This is a genomic window from Allobosea sp. GW821-FHT12C12 (assembly GCF_058807355.1).
On record NZ_JBXAQP010000018.1, the window covers coordinates 1 to 15701 of the forward strand.

General features: G+C 69.0%; 18 protein-coding genes. 8 read left to right on the forward strand and 10 right to left on the reverse strand.

Translation table 11 applies throughout. The features are described from left to right. Positions 1 to 233 precede the first annotated feature (233 nt). On the reverse strand, positions 234 to 746 hold the full coding sequence (locus AC1RRW_RS20250; protein WP_492903373.1) for a MarR family winged helix-turn-helix transcriptional regulator: 513 nt from the start codon (positions 744 to 746) through the stop codon (positions 234 to 236). A 152-nt stretch (positions 747 to 898) separates the two neighbouring features. Between AC1RRW_RS20250 and AC1RRW_RS20255 the strand changes: the two genes are divergently transcribed. The 5 genes from AC1RRW_RS20255 to AC1RRW_RS20275 all read left to right on the forward strand — a co-directional run bounded on the left by AC1RRW_RS20255 (position 899) and on the right by AC1RRW_RS20275 (position 4630). Beyond that, on the forward strand, positions 899 to 2095 hold the full coding sequence (locus tag AC1RRW_RS20255; protein WP_492903233.1) for an amidohydrolase family protein: 1197 nt from the start codon (positions 899 to 901) through the stop codon (positions 2093 to 2095). Between the two features lie 7 nt (positions 2096 to 2102). Continuing rightward, a complete protein-coding gene (locus tag AC1RRW_RS20260; protein WP_492903234.1) occupies positions 2103 to 2690 on the forward strand; it encodes an amino acid synthesis family protein in 588 nt (195 codons plus the stop codon). A gap of 156 nt (positions 2691 to 2846) precedes the next feature. Next, positions 2847 to 3431 carry an amino acid synthesis family protein gene (locus AC1RRW_RS20265; RefSeq protein WP_492903236.1) on the forward strand — a complete coding sequence of 195 codons (585 nt, stop codon included), beginning with the start codon at positions 2847 to 2849 and terminating at the stop codon, positions 3429 to 3431. A gap of 112 nt (positions 3432 to 3543) precedes the next feature. Next, positions 3544 to 4269, forward strand: coding sequence for a Crp/Fnr family transcriptional regulator (locus AC1RRW_RS20270; RefSeq protein WP_492903238.1), 726 nt, complete (start codon positions 3544 to 3546; stop codon positions 4267 to 4269). Positions 4270 to 4375: 106 nt separating this feature from the next. Further along, a complete protein-coding gene (locus tag AC1RRW_RS20275; protein WP_492903240.1) occupies positions 4376 to 4630 on the forward strand; it encodes a DUF6894 family protein in 255 nt (84 codons plus the stop codon). Between the two features lie 28 nt (positions 4631 to 4658). Here the strand turns inward: AC1RRW_RS20275 and AC1RRW_RS20280 are convergent, their stop codons facing one another. The 7 genes from AC1RRW_RS20280 to AC1RRW_RS20310 form a co-directional block, all read right to left on the reverse strand. After that, positions 4659 to 6080, reverse strand: coding sequence for an amidohydrolase (locus tag AC1RRW_RS20280; RefSeq protein WP_492903242.1), 1422 nt, complete (start codon positions 6078 to 6080; stop codon positions 4659 to 4661). A gap of 191 nt (positions 6081 to 6271) precedes the next feature. Further along, positions 6272 to 6772: a cupin domain-containing protein gene (locus AC1RRW_RS20285; RefSeq protein ID WP_492903244.1), complete on the reverse strand. Its 501-nt coding sequence runs from the start codon at positions 6770 to 6772 to the stop codon at positions 6272 to 6274. Positions 6773 to 6849: 77 nt separating this feature from the next. Then, positions 6850 to 7743: an NAD-dependent epimerase/dehydratase family protein gene (locus AC1RRW_RS20290; protein WP_492903246.1), complete on the reverse strand. Its 894-nt coding sequence runs from the start codon at positions 7741 to 7743 to the stop codon at positions 6850 to 6852. 13 nt (positions 7744 to 7756) lie between these two features. After that, a complete protein-coding gene (locus tag AC1RRW_RS20295) occupies positions 7757 to 8527 on the reverse strand; it encodes an ABC transporter ATP-binding protein (protein ID WP_492903248.1) in 771 nt (256 codons plus the stop codon). A gap of 153 nt (positions 8528 to 8680) precedes the next feature. Then, positions 8681 to 9673, reverse strand: a complete 993-nt coding sequence (locus AC1RRW_RS20300; protein WP_492903250.1) for an ABC transporter substrate-binding protein — start codon at positions 9671 to 9673, stop codon at positions 8681 to 8683. A gap of 62 nt (positions 9674 to 9735) precedes the next feature. Beyond that, on the reverse strand, positions 9736 to 10557 hold the full coding sequence (locus AC1RRW_RS20305) for an ABC transporter permease (RefSeq protein ID WP_492903252.1): 822 nt from the start codon (positions 10555 to 10557) through the stop codon (positions 9736 to 9738). Further along, positions 10554 to 11402, reverse strand: a complete 849-nt coding sequence (locus AC1RRW_RS20310; protein ID WP_492903254.1) for an IclR family transcriptional regulator — start codon at positions 11400 to 11402, stop codon at positions 10554 to 10556. Before AC1RRW_RS20310 ends, AC1RRW_RS20305 begins: the two co-directional genes overlap by 4 nt. A 119-nt stretch (positions 11403 to 11521) precedes the next feature. Here AC1RRW_RS20310 and AC1RRW_RS20315 point away from each other — a divergent pair, with 119 nt between their 5' ends. After that, the gene (locus AC1RRW_RS20315) at positions 11522 to 12220 is read left to right on the forward strand and encodes a hypothetical protein (RefSeq protein ID WP_492903256.1); all 699 of its coding nucleotides are present in this window, start codon (positions 11522 to 11524) and stop codon (positions 12218 to 12220) included. Beyond that, positions 12220 to 13002 carry an SDR family NAD(P)-dependent oxidoreductase gene (locus AC1RRW_RS20320; protein WP_492903258.1) on the forward strand — a complete coding sequence of 261 codons (783 nt, stop codon included), beginning with the start codon at positions 12220 to 12222 and terminating at the stop codon, positions 13000 to 13002. The genes AC1RRW_RS20315 and AC1RRW_RS20320 overlap by 1 nt, the downstream gene beginning before the upstream one ends. A gap of 7 nt (positions 13003 to 13009) precedes the next feature. On the opposite strand, the gene sseA is transcribed toward AC1RRW_RS20320, so the two are convergent. After that, on the reverse strand, positions 13010 to 13867 hold the full coding sequence (gene sseA / locus AC1RRW_RS20325; RefSeq protein ID WP_492903260.1) for a 3-mercaptopyruvate sulfurtransferase: 858 nt from the start codon (positions 13865 to 13867) through the stop codon (positions 13010 to 13012). Between the two features lie 50 nt (positions 13868 to 13917). After that, on the reverse strand, positions 13918 to 14634 hold the full coding sequence (locus AC1RRW_RS20330; protein ID WP_492903262.1) for an alanyl-tRNA editing protein: 717 nt from the start codon (positions 14632 to 14634) through the stop codon (positions 13918 to 13920). 243 nt (positions 14635 to 14877) lie between these two features. Between AC1RRW_RS20330 and AC1RRW_RS20335 the strand changes: the two genes are divergently transcribed. Continuing rightward, entirely contained in the window at positions 14878 to 15540 is a 663-nt protein-coding gene (locus tag AC1RRW_RS20335; RefSeq protein WP_492903264.1) for a ChrR family anti-sigma-E factor, read from the forward strand. Positions 15541 to 15701: the final 161 nt, after the last annotated feature.

Here is a 15701-nt window from a genome sequence, read left to right on the forward strand (position 1 = left end):
GGGCCCTGATGTCGAGCAGGCCGAGCTCGAACACCGCAAACAACCCGCACGGACCCGCGCCAACGATCACGACGTCGCACTGGATGATGGTGTCGTTCGTCATCGCCGTCAGGCCTTCCCGATCCGTCGCCGCGCTTCCTGCCGTCGCCAACCGAAGCGCAACCAAGCCCGTCCCTGATTATTGTTAGTATACAAATGAATTTCCGCAAGCGGATTTTGCAGGCACGGCCAGCTCAATCGAGTCGCGCCAGCAGCCCGAGCAGGCGCTCCGCCTCCTCGCGCGAGAGTGGCGCCAGGGTCGCGGCCGAGATCGCCTTGGCCTTGTCGAGCAGCGCGGGCATCGCCTCCTGGCCCCTGGCGCTGAGCCGCACCCGCACCCGGCGCTGGTCGTCCGGGTCGGGCAGGCGCTCGACCAGCCCGCGCTCCTCCAGCCGCGCGATCACGCCCTTGATGGTGGCGGGGTCCATCGCCGTCATGCGTCCGAGCAGATTCTGCGAAATCTCTTCGCCGGCCGCGAGCCTGGCCATCGCGGCGAACTGCGTCGGCGTCGGACCGTCATCGCCCATGATGCGCTGGAAGATCGCGATATGGCGCTGCTGCGCGCGCCGCATCAGGAAGCCGACCTGCTCGTCGAGGACATAGTCGCCGGCCCCGGCGGCGGCAGTCGGGCTCTTGCGTCCGCGCCCGGCCGGGCGCGGACGCTCGTCCACGCCGCTCTCGATCGTCGCCGTCTCGTCCCGCCCCATTGCCAACTGCCGTCTCCCGCCGGGCATCTGGCCTCTTGCCAGCGCCCTTCAGCCTGTCCATGATTGTTATTACACGTTCAATCCAATTATGTCTGCAATCGTCGCCTGTCCCGCAGGCTTTGCTCCGGCGGCGATCCAGCGCGGAGACCGACATGGCAGTCGAGGCGGCGTCAGGCCCGGCCAAGGGCAAGCTCGTCATCCGCAATCTCGGCCTCGTGCTGTCGGGCGACCTGAACCAGCCGGTCCTCGACGCCGACACGATCGTCGCGATCGACGGCCGCATCAGCGCCATCGGCAAGGCGGCCGATCTCGATCGCGAGCGGGCCGACATGGTCATCGACGCGCAAGGGTCGCCGGTCGCGCCGGGCCTGATCGACAGCCATTGCCACCCCGTCTTCGGCGACTGGACGCCGCGGCAGGGCCAGATGGGCTGGATCGATTCCTGCGTGAACGGGGGCGTCACCACCTTCGTCTCGGCCGGCGAGGTGCATCTGCCCGGCCGGCCGAAGGACCCGGTCGGCGTCAAGGCGCTCGCCATCACGGCGCAACGCACCTTCGCGAATTTCCGTCCGACGGGGGCGAAGATCCATGCCGGCGCGCCGATCGCCGAGACCAGCCTGGTCGAGGAGGACTATGCCGAGATGGCGCGCGCCGGCGTCAGGATGATCGGCGAGATCGGGCTCGGCACCGTCAACACCGGCCCCGAGGCGAAGAAGCATGTCGACTGGGCCCGGAAATACGGGCTGGAGACGATCATCCATACCGGCGGCCCCTCGATCGCCGGCTCCAGCCTGATCGACGAGGACATCGTGCTGGAGGCCCAGCCCGACGTGGTCAGCCACATCAACGGCGGCCACACCTCGATCCGCTTCTCCGGCATCTGCCGGCTCTGCGAGGAGGCGAGGGGAGCGATCGAGATCGTCCACAACGGCAACGAGCGCGCCGCTCTGGAGGCGGTGAAGACCGCGGCCGAGCTCAACCTGACCTACAAGGTCATCCTCGGCACCGATGCGCCGGCGGGCTCGGGCGTGCAGCCGCTAGGCATCCTCAGGATGATCGCCTTCCTGTCGAGCCTCGGCGGCGTGCCGCCGGAAGTCGCCTTCTGCATGGCGACCGGCAACACGGCGCGCGTGCGAAAACTCGACGCCGGCTTCATCGCGGTCGGCCAGCCGGCCGATCTCGTCTTCCTCGACAAGCCGCAGCATTCGGCGGGAAAGCATCTGCTCGACGCCGTTTCGCTCGGTGACATTCCAGGCATCGGCATGGTGATGATCGACGGGATCGTCCGCACCGGCCGTTCGCGCAACACGCCGCCGTCGCACACCGCGCCCGTCATCCTCGGGCATTGAGGCCATCATGAGCGAATTGATCGAGATCCGCCGCGTCCAGACCTCGGTCGAGGAGATCTTCCACGAGTTCGGGCCGTCGCCCGGCCGCACCGAGCACATCGCGTCCGTCTGCGCCGTGCTGACCAACCCCTATGCCGGCCGCTACGAGCCCGACATCCTGCCGATGATGGAGGCGCTGAAGCCCGCCGGGCTCGAAATGGCGACGCGTTGCCTGACCGCGCTCGGCGGCGATCCGAAGACGGTCGAAGGCTATGGCAAGGGCGCGATCGTCGGCTCGGCCGGCGAACTGGAGCACGGCGCGCTCTGGCATGTGCCGGGCGGCTACGCCATGCGCGAGATCCTCGGCAATGCGAAAGCGATCGTGCCCTCGACCAAGAAGGTCGCGGGGCCGGGCGCCCGCATCGACATACCTGTCACCCATGTCAATGCCTGTTACGTCCGCAGCCATTTCGGCGCGGTCGAGATCGGCATCCCAGGCTCGCCCTGGGCCGACGAGCTGGTCTTCTTGCTGGTGATGACGACCGGCGCGCGCATCCATGAGCGGGTCGGCGGCTTGCGGGCCGACCAGATCAGCGTCTGGGACGGGCAGCGATGATCGCTCGTTTCACCATATCCTCACCGTCATGCCCGCCCTTGTGGCGAGCATCCGCGTCTTGACCACGCGCCTCGCTGAGGAAAGACGTGGATGGCCGGCACAAGGCCGGCCATGAGGTGAAAGTTTCGCAAGCCGCTTGCCTGGAGCCATCCCGCCATGTCCGCCAATATCCGCAAGATCCTGACCCAGGTCGATGAAACTCTTGTCGAATCCGGCAAGGCCGTCAGCCCGGCGACGCGCCGCGCCGTCGCGGTCGCGGTGATCGCGAACCCCTTCGCCGGACGCTATCAGGAAGACCTCTCCGAACTCGCCGAAATCGGCGTCGAACTCGGCGACCTTCTGACGAAGCGCTGCCTGACGGCGCTCGGCATCGGCCCCGACAGCGCCGAGAGCTTCGGCAAGGCCGCGATCGTCGGCGAGGGCGGCGAGCTGGAGCACGCCGCCGCCATACTCCATCCCAAGATGGGCGCGCCGGTGCGGGCCGCGCTCGGCAAGGGCCCGGCGCTGATTCCGTCCGCCAAGAAGCGCGGCGGGCTCGGCACCCCGATCGACGTGCCGCTCGGCCACAAGGACGCGGCCTTCGTGCGCTCGCATTTCGACGCCGTCGAGGTCCGCGTCACGGACGCGCCGCGAACAGGCGAAATCCTGGTCGCGATCGCGATCACCGATTCAGGTCGGCCGCTGCCGCGCATCGGCGGGCTGACCAAGGATCAGATCAAGGGCGAGGACGGCTTGCGCTGACGCTTGACGCACGACCAATAAGCTGGACGTCATGCGGCATGATCAGACCGCCCGGCACCCGACCCCGTTTCATCCCGCGCCGCGCGGCGCATAGCCGGCTCGGGCCCGCGCGATGAACAAGACCGACCATCTCGCCGCCTTCCTCAAGAAGCTGGAGAGCATCACCGAACTGTCGGGTGACGAGCGCCAGGCCATCCTGGACCTGCCGGTGAGCCTGAAGCGGTTCGAGGCCTATACCGACATCGTCGGCGAGGGCGAGGTCACGAAGCAGTGCTGCCTCGTGCTGGAAGGGCTGGTCTGTCGCTACAAGCTCGTCAACAGCGGCGAACGCCAGATCATGTCGCTGCATATTCCCGGCGACATCCCGGATCTCCATTCGCTCCATATCGAGAAGATGGATCACAGCCTCGGCACGCTGACGCCGGCTCTGGTCGGCTTCATCCCGCATGAGGCCGTCCGGCGCATGACGCGGGCTTCCTACAAGCTGTCCGAGGCGTTCTGGCGCGAGGCGCTGATCGACGCCGCGATCTTCCGCGAATGGATGGTCGGCATCGGCCGCCGCTCGGCGCCGAGCCGGCTGGCGCATTTCCTCTGCGAGTTCATCACCAAGATGGAGGCGGTCGGCCTGTCCGACGGCGTCGTCTGCGAGCTGCCGATGACGCAGACCGAGATCGGCGATGCGCTCGGCCTCTCGACGGTCCACACCAACAAGAAGCTGCGCGAGCTGCGTCAGGCGCGGCTGGTCGAGCTGCGCGGCCGGCGGCTCAAGGTGCTCGACTGGGCGGGGCTCTGCGAACTCGGCGAGTTCGATCCGACCTATCTGCATCTGCGCAAATAGGGCTCCCCCGCACGTTCTTGCCTGAGCGGGATCAGGCTGCCCCTCCGAAATCCGACGATTTCTTCATTTTCGGGGAACAGAAGCGCGCGAGACGGATTACCGGAAAATGACGCGCTTTTACTTCGACACCCATGAGGGCGACAGGACGGAACGCGATACGGAGGGTGTCGAACTCCCGGACGAGGGGGCGGCGCGCGCCGAGGCCAAGGCCGCCTTGACGGACATGGCCCGCGACCATCTTCCGAACGGAAACCACATGGATTTCCGGGTCACCGTCCGCGACGAGGCCGGTCAGGAGATCTATTCGGCCAGCCTCGTCATGGATGCGCGGCTGGCGCCCGGACGACAGCGCCAGCCCTGATCGTCCTCCCGGCCGTCAGGCGGCATCGTCAGCCGCCGAGCGACATCCGCAGCGGCGGCCTGACCTCGGGCGGCAGCGGCGAGACGTAGCCGGCCTTGCCGAGCTTGGCCTTGTGGTCGGCCTTTGCCGCCGCCATCAGGGCCGGATCGCTGAGCACCGCCGCGCCCGCCGCCGCCATCGCCTTGGCGACCTGCACCAGCGCCTTGTGCGCGGCCGGCTGCTTGCCCTGCGCCACGATCTGCCAGGTGTGGAACGGCGTGCCGATCGCGACCGTTGGCGCATGCGCCTGCACGGTCGGCACCGCCCAGGAGACGTCGCCGACATCGGTCGAGCCGATCGCGGGATTGCGGGGCGCATCGAGCGGCACGGTGAAATCAGCGAGCGCCGCGTCGGTCTCCGGCAGACCGATCGAGCGCCAGACGGCGGCGATCTCCTGCGGCGACAGGGTCTTGCGGATATCCTGCGCGAAGGCCTTGTCCGCATCGTCGAAATGCGGCGGGCCGAGCTCTTCCATGATGCCCTGCAGCGCCTTCTCCAGCGGGTCGTTGCCGAGGACGTTGGAGACGGCCGAGACGATCCTCATCTCCATCGCGGTCTCGGTCATCAGCGCCGCGCCCTCGGCGATCTTCCTGACGCGCTGGACGAGTTCGAGCATGCCCGGCAGGTCGCGGGCGCGGATCGAGTAGCGCACCCTGGCATGGGCCTGCACGACGTTGGGCGCGATGCCGCCGGTGTCGAGCAGGGCGTAGTGCACGCGCGCGTCGCTCGGCATGTGCTCGCGCATGTAGTTGACGCCGACGCTCATCAGCTCGACCGCGTCGAGCGCGCTTCGGCCGAGTTCGGGCGAGGCCGCGGCATGGGCCGCGCGGCCGGTGAAGATGAAGTCGGCCCGCGTGTTGGCGAGCGAGAGCGGCGGCGTCACCTCCCAGAAGCTCGAGGGGTGCCAGGAGATCGCGACATCGGCGTCGTCGAACGCCCCGGCGCGGACCATGAACGCCTTCGCGGCCCCGCCTTCCTCGGCCGGGCAGCCGTAATAGCGCACGCGCCCCGGAATCCTGTTCTCGGCGAGCCAGTCCTTCATCGCGGTGGCGGCGAGCAGCGCGGCCGAGCCGAGCAGGTTGTGGCCGCAGCCATGACCGTGGCCGCCGGCCTCGATCGGCGCATGCTCGGACTTTCCGGCTTCCTGCGACAGGCCGGGCAGGGCGTCGTATTCGCCAAGGAACGCGATCACCGGCCCGCCTTCGCCGGCCTCGCCGATCACGGCGGTGGGAATGTCGGCGATATCTTTCGTGACCTTGAAGCCCTGGTGCTCAAGCTCCGCGACATGCTCGGCGCAGGAGCGCTCCTCGGTGTAGCAGACCTCGGGCATGGCCCAGACGCGGTCGCTGAGCTCGATGAAGCGCTGCTTGCTGGCGTCGACATGGCGCCAGAGGTCGTTTCGGTTGTCCATGGTGGCTCTTCGGTGTTGCGGAGGTCGCGATATATGAGACCTGCGCGGCGGCGGCGTCCAGTTGCCGGACGCATGGCCGGCGCCAGCGGACGCCGCGTCATGCCTCCGCCGTCATCCCTGTCTGTGGCTGATTTCGTGGATTTGGGCGAGGACGGGATGACGAAGAAGGTGCAAGTCTCGCAAATCCTTCCTCACGGATGCTTGTGGATCGGGTCGACCCAATAGACCGCCTCCGGCTTCTCGACCGGGTCGACATCGGTGATGTTGACCACCACCGCCTCGTTGTCGGAGCGCACCAGTACGCATTCCAGCGCCTCGTCGGGGCTGGCGTTGATCTCCTGATGCGGCACGAAGGGCGGCACGTAGATGAAATCGCCCGGCCCCGCCTCGGCGACGAATTCGAGCCGCTCGCCCCAGCGCATGCGCGCCTTGCCGCGCACGACATAGATCACGCTTTCCAGCTCGCCATGGTGATGCACGCCGGTCTTGGCGTCCGGCTGGATCGAGACCGTGCCGGCCCAGATTTTTTGCGCGCCGACGCGGGCATGGTTGATCGCGGCCTGCCGGAACATGCCCGGCGTCTGCGCCGTGTTGGGATCGAGCTTGTCGCCGGTGATGACGCGCACGCCGTCATGCTTCCAGCGCGGCTCGTGGTCGTGGTCGTGCGGATGGGGGTGGTCGTGGTCGGCCATGGGACGCTCCTGTCGGAGGCGAAGGCTATAAGAGGCCGCCGCGTCGGGGAAGCGCGCGCAAAGCGGGGCGGCCCGCCTCAGCGCGCCACCATGGCCGCCAGCATGGCGTCGATGCCGTCCTCCATCCGGGTGTGCGGGACATAGCCCAGCGCCGCCTCCAGCCCGTCATTGGCGAAGCTCCAGGCCGATGGCGGGGTGACGTCGGGCTGTGGCGTGAGCCTGAGGCCCGGAAAGCGCGTCGCGAGATGCGCCGCCGCCTCGCGCATCAGGCGCTTGTCGCCGGCGACGTTGAAGACGTGGCGGCCGGCAAGCGAGGCGGTCGCGGCTCGGGCCGTCACCTCGGCCGCATCGCCGATCCAGGTCCAGTCGATCGGCTCGGGAAAGTCGGGGAAGGCGAGTTCGGGCGCGCCGCTCGCCGCCTGCTCGACCAGCGTCTGGATGGCGCGCCAGCCGCGCGCCCGGCCGGGGCCGTAAACCGAGCCGAAGCGCAGGCCGATCAGCGCTAGCTCCGGATGACCGGCGGCGAAGGCCCGCGCGAGATGCTCGCCATAGGCCTTTGTCGCGCCGTAGACGCTGGCCGGCCGGGGCACGGCGGCATCGCCGGCGGAGGTGTCGGCGTCTCCGAGCGCCGCGACCGAGCTGGCATGGACGATGCGCCTTGCCCCGCCGGCCTGCGCGGCGGCGAAGACATGGGCCGTGCCGAGCGCGTTGACCCGCGTCGCCGCGACGATGTCGGCCTTGGCGTCGAGCGTCAGCAGGGCGGCAAGATGGATGACTGTGTCCGGTCGGAACGCCGCGAAGGCCGAGGCGACATCGTCCTGCTCGGCGACATCGCAGGCGCGAAAGGCGATGTCGGGGCGGGCAGGGGGCGCGAAGCGATCGAGCGCCAGCACCTCATGGCCGTCGCCGGCGAGCCTGATGGCCGAAGCCAGCCCGAGAAAACCCGCGCCGCCAGTGATCGCGATGCGCATGCGGGCCGGCGCGTCAGTACTTGATCACGCCGAAGCGCCTAAACGCGTCGTGGATGCGGTCCGCATAGGCGTTGAAGCTGGGGTAGTCGCCGAGATGGGCCGGGCGCGGGCGCGGCAGTTCGATCGCGATCTCGTCGACGACGCGGCCGGGCGTCGGCGACATCACCAGTACACGGTCCGACAACCCGATCGCCTCCTCGATCGAATGGGTTATGAAGACCACGGTCTTGCCCGTCTCCAGCCAAAGCATTTCGAGGTCGTGCCGGATCTGCGTGCGGGTGATCGCGTCGAGCGCCCCGAAGGGCTCGTCCATCATCAACACGGACGGATCGTGGATCAGCGCGCGCGCGATCGAGACGCGCTGGCGCATGCCGCCCGAGAGCTGCTTCGGATAGCGGTCGGCGGCATGGCCTATGCCGAGCTTGCCGAAGAGCTCGAGCGCGCGCGTCTTGGCCGGTCCGAGCGGCAGGCCGCGGATCTCGGCCTGCAGCATGACGTTCTCCAGCGCCGTTCTGAACTCCAGCAGGAGATGGTCCTGAAAGACGATGCCGATATCGGTCAGCGGCGAGGTCAGCGCCTTGCCGTCGACCAGGAGTTCGCCGGAGGAAACCGGGATCAGCCCCGCCGCCATCAGCATGAAGGTGCTCTTGCCGCAGCCCGACGGGCCGATCAGGCTGACGAACTCGCCCGACCGGATGTCGAGCGTCAGGCCGTCGACGGCGGTGAAGCCGCCGAAGGTCTTGACGATGCCGCGCCCGGCGATGGCTGCTGCGACTGAGGGCATGCTCATGTCCTTGGTGAAAACACGCTGTCGCCCCGGGCGTAGCGAAGCGAAGACCCGGGGCCCATTCCGGAACGGTTCAGGAATGGAGCCAGGGCCTCTTTTTGGTCGCCCGGGACGGACGCGCTTTTGTCGACCGATGTCCGATCCCGACGACTACGAGCACGCCGCCGCCGAGGCCGGCAGCAGTTCGGTGGTGTAGTAGTCGGTGATCGGCTTGTCCTTGGGCAGGCCGAGATATTGCGTCAGCAGGTCGTAGCTGACGGTCCAGTTCTTCTCCGGCACCTTGCCGAGCGCGGTCGCGCCCGGCGCGCAGAGCAGCTTGTTGACGACCTCGAACTGCGCCAGCACCTGCGCTTTCTTCACGGCCGGGAACTGCGCGACGACGGCGTCGGCCGCCGCGTCGGGGTTCTTCCGCGCGGCGTCCCAGCCCTGCAGGCTCGCCTCGACGAACTTTTTGTAGAGCTCGGCGTCGGCCTTGATCCTGTCGTCGCGCGCGATCATCGACAGGCCGACGGTCGGCACGCCGACATCGCGATAGAAGATGTCGCGGACCTTGAAGCCGCGCTCGCGGATCTGGATCGAGTGGAAATCGGCGCCGCCCAGAATGGCGTCGACCTTCTTCTCCAGCAGCGCGCCGACGAAGGCGCCGGGATCGATCGCGATCACGTCGACCTTGGCCTTGTCGATCTGGTTGCCGGCGAGGATCGCCTCCAGCAGCGTCGTCTGCGCCGTTCCGGGCTGGACCGCGAGCTTCTTGCCGACGAGGTCCTTCGGCGAGGCGATGCCGCTGTCCTCCAGCGCGATGATGGCGAAGCCGTTGGTCTGGAGCACGGGCGCGATGATCTTCACCGGCGCGCCCTTGGTGCGCAGCTGCATCGCGGCCGGAGCGTCGGCGAAGCCGATATCGGTCTGTCCCGTGGCGACCATCTGGGCCGTGGTGCCCGAGCCCTTGCCCTCCTCGATCGTCAGGGCGATGCCGGCCTTCTCGTAGAGCCCCAGCTGCTTGGCCATCATGAAGCCGGCATTGGGAGCGGCGGCGAGGAAGTTCAGCGTGATCTTCATCGGCTTGCCGCCGGCCTGTGCGAAGGCTGAGGTCGCGCTCAGCGCCAGCACGGCGGCGGCGGTCAGAAGCGTGCGTCGGTTCATGGTCTCGATTCTCCCTGGATACGCCCGGTTGAGCCCGGCTCGATGGTTCGCGGTCGCGAAATTCAGCCCTTGCGCCGCCACGGCATCAGCAGCACCTCGAGTCCGTCGACGAGGTAGCTGAACAGGATGCCGACGACGCTGAGCGCGACGAGGCAGGCGAAGATCAGCGGCATGTCGAGGAAGCTCGTGCCGCGCAGCAGCAGGTAGCCCAGGCCGGCATTGGCCCCGACGAACTCGCCGACGATCGCCCCTGTGGCGGCGAAGACGGCCGAGACCTTCAGGCCGGAGAAGATGTAGGTCAGCGCGGCCGGCACCCTGACATGGCGGAAGGTCTGCCAGGCGCTCGCGCCCATCGAGCGGGTCAGGTAGAGCACGCGCTCGTCCAGCGCCCTGAAGCCGGTCATGCTGGCGACCAGCGTGGGGAAGAAGCAGAGCAGGAAGGTCAGCAGGACCTTCGGAAACAGCCCGAAGCCGAACCAGACCACGAAGAGCGGCGCGATCGCGATCTTCGGCACGAGCTGGAAGAAGACGATGACCGGATAGACCGCCTTCTCCAGGATGCGCACCGAGACGATGATGTAGCCGAGCGGGATCGAGATCACCGCCGCCATCAGGAAGCCGAGCACGATCTCGTTGGCCGTCACCAGCGTGTTCTGGAAGATCAGCGCGCGGTCGGTCCAGAGACGTTCGAAGAAGGCGCTCGGCACGGGCAGGATGTATTCCGGCACCCCGGCCAGCGGCACCAGCCACTCCCAGGCCAGCAGCAGCACGGCGAAGCTCGCCAGCGGCCAGGCGATGGCCGAGGCCCATTGCGCGGTCTTGCCGGCGCCGGCGTCCTGCGCGGCCGGCGTCCGCGTCGTCGCGGTGGCGGCGTCGTCGGTCATGCCGGCGTTCCTGCAAGCGCGGGATGGGTCTGGCCGTTTCGGGCCCGCGGCGCGAGCGCGCGGATCTGGCGGCGGCGCAGCGACCAGATCGACGCCATCTCGTCCGCGGCGCGGCGCAGAGCGTCTACGATGACGTCGCGACGGTCCTCCCTCATGCGCGGCGAGGGGCCGGCGACGCTGAGCGTGCCGGCGACGGGCGCGCCGGCATCGGGACCGGAGCGGAAGGTCGTGGCCAGCGCGACGGTGCCGATCTCGCCTTCCTCGACGGCGAGCGCGACGCCGCGCCGGCGGGTCTCGGCGAGATTGGCGCGCAGCGTCTCGACATCCGAAAGCGCGTTGGGGCCGGTGCGGCCCTGCGCGTCGAAACCGCGCGCGCAGACGATGCGCAGCGCCTCGCCCTCGGGAAGCGAGGCGAGCCAGGCCTTGCCGGTCGCGGTCGCGTGCAGGACGATCTCCGTGCCCATCGGCGGCTCGTAGCGCAGGCCCGCCGTCGCGCCCTGGGCGCGGGCGATCCAGACCAGGTTCCCGTCCTCGACCACGGCGAGGCGGCAATATTCGCGCGTGGCGCGGGCGAGGTCGTCGAGCACGATCTGACCGGCATCGGGCAAAGCGCGCAGATCGAGATTGCGGAAGGCGAGCTGCGACAGCTTCAGCGTCAGCCCATAGGCGCCGCTCGCCGCGTCCTGCGCGACGAAGCCGCGCTCGGTGAGGGTCGCGAGGAGACGATGGGTCGCGCTCGCCGGCAGGTCGAGCCGTTCGGCGAGCAGGCCGAGATCGACGCCGTCGGGCTCGCCCGCCAGCGCCTCCAGCATCTTGAACGCCCGCTCCACCGCCGCGATCGTCACCGTTTCGTCCCTGTCGCTTTATTTTTGGAATTGAATTCCAATTCGGAATTGAGTTCCATATAGAAGCGTTCAGAGGCGGAGTCAACGCGCCCCGTCGCAGGCTGGCCGGGAGGATTTCAGTGAGCTTATCGGGAGAGGGGGCGGTCGCGATCTGGCACGACATCGCGCCGGAAGGGCGCGCGAATTTCTATGCCTGGCACGGGCAGGAGCATATGCCGGAACGCGTCGGCATTCCCGGCTTCCTGCGCGGGCGGCGCTATGCCGCGATCGAGGCCGATCTCGAATTCTTCAATCTTTACGAAGCCTTGAGCGTCGAAGTTCTCAAGAGCCAGGACTATGCGGCCCGCGTCGACGCGCCCACGCCCTGGACTCTCGACGCGGTCAAGGCGTTCCGCTCGGTCGCGCGCTCGATCTGCCGCGTCGCCCACAGCGCCGGGCCGGCCTCGGGCGGGCTGATGGCGACCCTGCGCTACGACGTCCCCGACGGGAACGCGGCCGCGCACAAGGCGACGCTGCTGCGACGGACCATCCCGGATCTGCTCGCCACGCCCGGCGTCGCCGGCGTGCATCTCCTGACCGCCGACGCCGAGGCGAGCGGCGTCGCCACCGCCGAGCAGAAGGCGCGCGGCGTCGCCAATGCGGTGCCGCGCTGGGTCCTGCTGCTGGAAGGCTGGGGCGACGAGGCCGATTTTGTCGCGCTCGCGAAGGCCGGACTGGCGGCCGGAAATCTCGACGCGGTCGGCGGGCGCGGGCCCTATTCGCTCGGGCTCTACCGGCACCAGATCACCCGGACCAAGACCGCCTGGAGCGCCGGCTGATGGGCGCGCGCTACGATCTGTCTGGCCGCGCCGCCATCGTCACCGGCGGAGCCGGCGGGCTCGGGCGCGGCATCGCGCGGGCGCTGCTGGAGGCCGGCGCGACCGTCGAACTCTGGGACGCGAATGCTGCCGCGCTGGCGGAAGCGACGAGCGAACTCGGCGCGCGGACGCAGGCGCGCCAGCTCGACATCACCGAGGCGGCGGCGGTGGATACCGCCGCCGAAGCCGCCTTCGCGGCGCATGGCCGGGTCGACATCCTGATCAACAATGCCGGCGTGCTCGGCGAGGTGAAGCCGGTCTGGGAAACGACGCCCGAGAATTTCCAGCGCGTGCTGCAGGTCAACCTGTTCGGCTCCTATCTCGTCACCCGCGCCATCGTCGGGCGCATGCGCCGGCAGGAGGCGCGGCCGGCCGGTGCGACGCCGCATCCCTTGCGCGGCCATGTCGTCAACATCGCCTCGATCCAGGGCAAGGAGGGCATGGCGCTGGCCGCCGCCTATTCCGCCTCGAAGGCCGGCCTGATCGCGCTGACCAAGAGCGTCGCCAAGGAATGCGCCCGCGACGGCATCATCGTCACCGCCGTGACGCCGGCCGCCGCCGAGACGGCGATGGCGAAGGAAATCTCGGGCGAGCGCCGCGCCGACATCCTTGGCCGCATCCCGATGGGCCGCTTCGTCGAGATCGACGAGGTGGCGCGGCTGGTGCTGTGGCTGTCGAGCGACGAATGCTCGTTCTCGACAGGGGGCGTGTTCGATCTGTCGGGGGGCCGGGCGAGCTATTGAGATTGCCTCACCCGCTCTTCGCAGGCCCGGTCGCCAGCGGCCTGTCGCTCGTGCCCCATTCGGCCCAGGAGCCGTCATAGATCGCGCGCGGCGGCTTGCCGATCGTCTCCAGCGCGGCCGACAGGATCGCGGCCGAGACGCCGGAGCCGCAGCTCGTGATCATCGGCCGGTCGAGATCGACGCCGGCCTCCCTGAAGGCGGCCGCGATCGCCTCGGGCGACTTGAGCTGGCCCTCCCGCATGATCGCCGGGAAGGGCAGATTGAGCGAGCCGGGGATGTGGCCGGAGCGCACGCCGGGACGGGGCTCGGGCGCCTCGCCGCGGAAACGGTCGGCCGGGCGCGCATCGACGACCTGCACCGTCCCGCCCGCCAGCGCCTTGGCGACGTCGTCGGCGTCGGCGACGGCCGAATGGTCGAGCCTTGCCGTGAAGGTTCTCGCCGCCCGGGCGCGTGGCGGGCCTTCCTCGACCGGGCGGCCTTCGGCCCGCCATTTTGGAAAGCCGCCTTCCAGGATGACGACGTCGCGCGCGCCGAAAGTCTTGAAGGTCCAGCGCACGCGCGGCGCGGAGAACAAGCCCAGGCCGTCATAGACGACGATGCGCATGCCGTCGCCGACGCCCATCGCCCCGACAGCCGCCGCGAACACCTCCGGCCGGGGCAGCATGTGCGGCAGGCTGGAGTTCGCGTCCTTGACCGCGTCGATGTCGAAATGGACCGCGCCCGGAATCCGGCGCTCGGCATATTCGGCATGAGGGTCCTTGTCGTGCGCCGGCAGATACCATGAGCCGTCGACGACCACGACATCGGGCGCGTTCAGGCGCTCGGCCAGCCATTCGGTCGAGACGAAGACGTTGTCCTTGGCCATGTGCGTTCCTCGGGCGTTTCGGCCGCCCTGCCGGCGGCCGATGATGACGATCAGGCGAGCGCGATGCGGACGCGCCGGTTCTGCTTGCCCTTCTTCTCGATATCGGTGACCGCGACAAGGCCGATCTCGGCCGTGTTGCGGACATGGGTGCCGCCGCAGGGCTGGAGATCGATCTCGCCGATCGCCACCAGCCGGACCCGGCCCGAGCCGCGCGGCGGCGCGACCCGCATCGTCTTGACGAGGCCCGGATTGGCGTCGAGTTCGGCGTCGGTAATCCAGCGCTCGGTCACCTCGGCCCTGCCGGCGATGAGCCGGTTCAGCGCCTCCGCGATCCCGGCCTTGTCGAGCCCGCCTTCGGGAATGTCGAAATCGAGCCGCCCGTCGCCGTCGCCGATCGCGCCGCCGGTGACAGGGTAGGACAGCACGACGCTGAGCAGATGCAGCGCGGTGTGGATGCGCATGCGCTTCAGGCGCCGGTCCCAGTCGAGCCGCGCCGTCACCGTCTCGCCGGCTTCCGGCGGCGCCTGTCCTTCGAGCGGGACATGCAGCACGCGGCTCCTGTCGTCGGGATCGTGGATCGCGACGCCGATCGCGATCTCGCGGCCGTTTGTCGTGACGAGCGTGCCGGCGTCGCCGGGCTGGCCGCCGCCGGTCGCGTAGAACACCGTCCTGTCGAGCACGATCGCGCCGCGGTCGGTCACGGCCTCGACGGTCGCGATCGCCTCGCGCAGATAGGCATCCTGGCGGAACAGCAGTTCGGTCGGCATCGGTGGGGGTCTCGTGCGGTTCGAGGCCGGCGGTCGTCCGGCGCGACCGGGAGATTGCACGGAACGGCGACGGTTCGCCATGACCGGCCGCGCGGAAGCGCCATGAGCGGGCGTGGCGGCCGCGCCTCCACCGAATGTCCGAATGCCTCACGCGATCTTGATCCAGACGAAAGGAAACTGCGTAGATCCTTCGCTGGACCGGAAGCCATCGTCGCGATGGCCGGCTGACGAGGATGACGCACCTTGAATCTGCATCGGGTCGAGACACCGCGAGCGCGCCCGATCGACGCCCTGCTCGCCGCCTATGCCGGTGGCGGCCTGAACGCGCCGCTGCATGCGCTGGTCGGCTCGCATCTCGCGCTGTCGCCGGAGAACCGGGGCTTCGTCGCGGCGCTGGAGGATCTGGCCGCGCTCGATCTGTCGGCTGCTGTCGCGCAGCCGCTCGCGAACCGCGAGCGCATGCTGGAGGCGATCCTGTCCGGCAGCGGGGCGGATAATCCTACCGTGCCGAAAGAGATCGCCGCCGACGTGCTGCCCGCGCCGCTGCAGCGCCTGATCGGCCGCGGCGCGCAGGACATCGCCTGGCGCCTCAAGCTGCCCGGCATCAGGGAATACCGCGTCGCCGAGACCGAGGCCGGCGAGGCGGTGCTCTACTGGGTCAAGGCCGGGCGGCGGCTGCCGCAGCACACCCATGAGGGCGACGAGGTCACGCTGCTGCTCAAGGGCGGCTTCACCGACCCGCTCGGGCACTACCGCCGCGGCGACATCGCCATCGCGGACGCCGAGCTCGACCACACCCCCGTCGCCGATGCGGACGAGGACTGCATCTGCTTCGCCGTAACCGACGCGCCGCTGAAATTGACCGGCCCGGTGATGCGCCTGCTGCGCAGGGTCTTCCGCCACTAGGGCGCCGGACCGAAAAGTGGAATCCGCTTTTCGGAAAAATCCGATGATTAAACAAGGAGATAGGTCGTCACTTTGCATCCGATGGGACGCAGGGCGATCTAGCAAGGCCTTCCGCCACTGCGCCGCCGCGCCTAGATTGGAACGGCCGCATCCCGCCGGCT

What these genes read in the sequence shown, in the direction of transcription:
- AC1RRW_RS20320 (WP_492903258.1), top strand. Translation starts at nt 12,220, where the DNA reads ATGGGCGCGCGCTACGATCTGTCTGGCCGCGCCGCCATCGTCACCGGC.
- AC1RRW_RS20290 (WP_492903246.1), bottom strand. Translation starts at nt 7,743, where the DNA reads ATGCGCATCGCGATCACTGGCGGCGCGGGTTTTCTCGGGCTGGCTTCG.
- AC1RRW_RS20295 (WP_492903248.1), bottom strand. Translation starts at nt 8,527, where the DNA reads ATGCCCTCAGTCGCAGCAGCCATCGCCGGGCGCGGCATCGTCAAGACC.
- AC1RRW_RS20260 (WP_492903234.1), top strand. Translation starts at nt 2,103, where the DNA reads ATGAGCGAATTGATCGAGATCCGCCGCGTCCAGACCTCGGTCGAGGAG.
- AC1RRW_RS20250 (WP_492903373.1), bottom strand. Translation starts at nt 746, where the DNA reads ATGGGGCGGGACGAGACGGCGACGATCGAGAGCGGCGTGGACGAGCGT.
- AC1RRW_RS20305 (WP_492903252.1), bottom strand. Translation starts at nt 10,557, where the DNA reads ATGACCGACGACGCCGCCACCGCGACGACGCGGACGCCGGCCGCGCAG.
- sseA (WP_492903260.1), bottom strand. Translation starts at nt 13,867, where the DNA reads ATGGCCAAGGACAACGTCTTCGTCTCGACCGAATGGCTGGCCGAGCGC.
- AC1RRW_RS20280 (WP_492903242.1), bottom strand. Translation starts at nt 6,080, where the DNA reads ATGGACAACCGAAACGACCTCTGGCGCCATGTCGACGCCAGCAAGCAG.
- AC1RRW_RS20255 (WP_492903233.1), top strand. Translation starts at nt 899, where the DNA reads ATGGCAGTCGAGGCGGCGTCAGGCCCGGCCAAGGGCAAGCTCGTCATC.
- AC1RRW_RS20275 (WP_492903240.1), top strand. Translation starts at nt 4,376, where the DNA reads ATGACGCGCTTTTACTTCGACACCCATGAGGGCGACAGGACGGAACGC.
- AC1RRW_RS20285 (WP_492903244.1), bottom strand. Translation starts at nt 6,772, where the DNA reads ATGGCCGACCACGACCACCCCCATCCGCACGACCACGACCACGAGCCG.
- AC1RRW_RS20330 (WP_492903262.1), bottom strand. Translation starts at nt 14,634, where the DNA reads ATGCCGACCGAACTGCTGTTCCGCCAGGATGCCTATCTGCGCGAGGCG.
- AC1RRW_RS20270 (WP_492903238.1), top strand. Translation starts at nt 3,544, where the DNA reads ATGAACAAGACCGACCATCTCGCCGCCTTCCTCAAGAAGCTGGAGAGC.
- AC1RRW_RS20300 (WP_492903250.1), bottom strand. Translation starts at nt 9,673, where the DNA reads ATGAACCGACGCACGCTTCTGACCGCCGCCGCCGTGCTGGCGCTGAGC.
- AC1RRW_RS20265 (WP_492903236.1), top strand. Translation starts at nt 2,847, where the DNA reads ATGTCCGCCAATATCCGCAAGATCCTGACCCAGGTCGATGAAACTCTT.